A 294-nucleotide genomic window follows, 5' to 3' on the forward strand; every position below is an offset into this window, starting at 1 on the left:
GCCTTCCTGCACCAGTCGGTCTCGACGCCCTGCCTCAATGCGATCACGCGGGCGGAGGGGATCTGGATCGAGGACGCGGCCGGGCGCCGCTACATGGATTTCCACGGCAACAACGTCCACCACATCGGCTACGGCCACCCGCGCCTGAAGCGGGCCGTCGCCGAGCAGATGGACGCGCTGCCCTTCGCGCCCCGTCGCTACGCCTGCGAGCCCGCCTTGGCCCTGGCCGAGACACTCGCGGCGATCACGCCCGGCACCCTCGCCAAGGTGCTGTTCACCACCGGCGGGTCGGAC

1 protein-coding gene is annotated in these 294 nt (G+C 71.1%); it reads left to right on the forward strand.

Going from position 1 to position 294, the window contains the following annotated elements:
* Positions 1-294, forward strand: a 294-nt coding sequence (locus CVH10_RS19465; RefSeq protein ID WP_146143111.1) for an aminotransferase class III-fold pyridoxal phosphate-dependent enzyme, incomplete at both ends; no start/stop codon positions are given.

This window comes from Halomonas sp. ND22Bw (genome assembly GCF_003011945.1).
GTDB classification, from domain to species: domain Bacteria; phylum Pseudomonadota; class Gammaproteobacteria; order Pseudomonadales; family Halomonadaceae; genus Halomonas; species Halomonas halophila.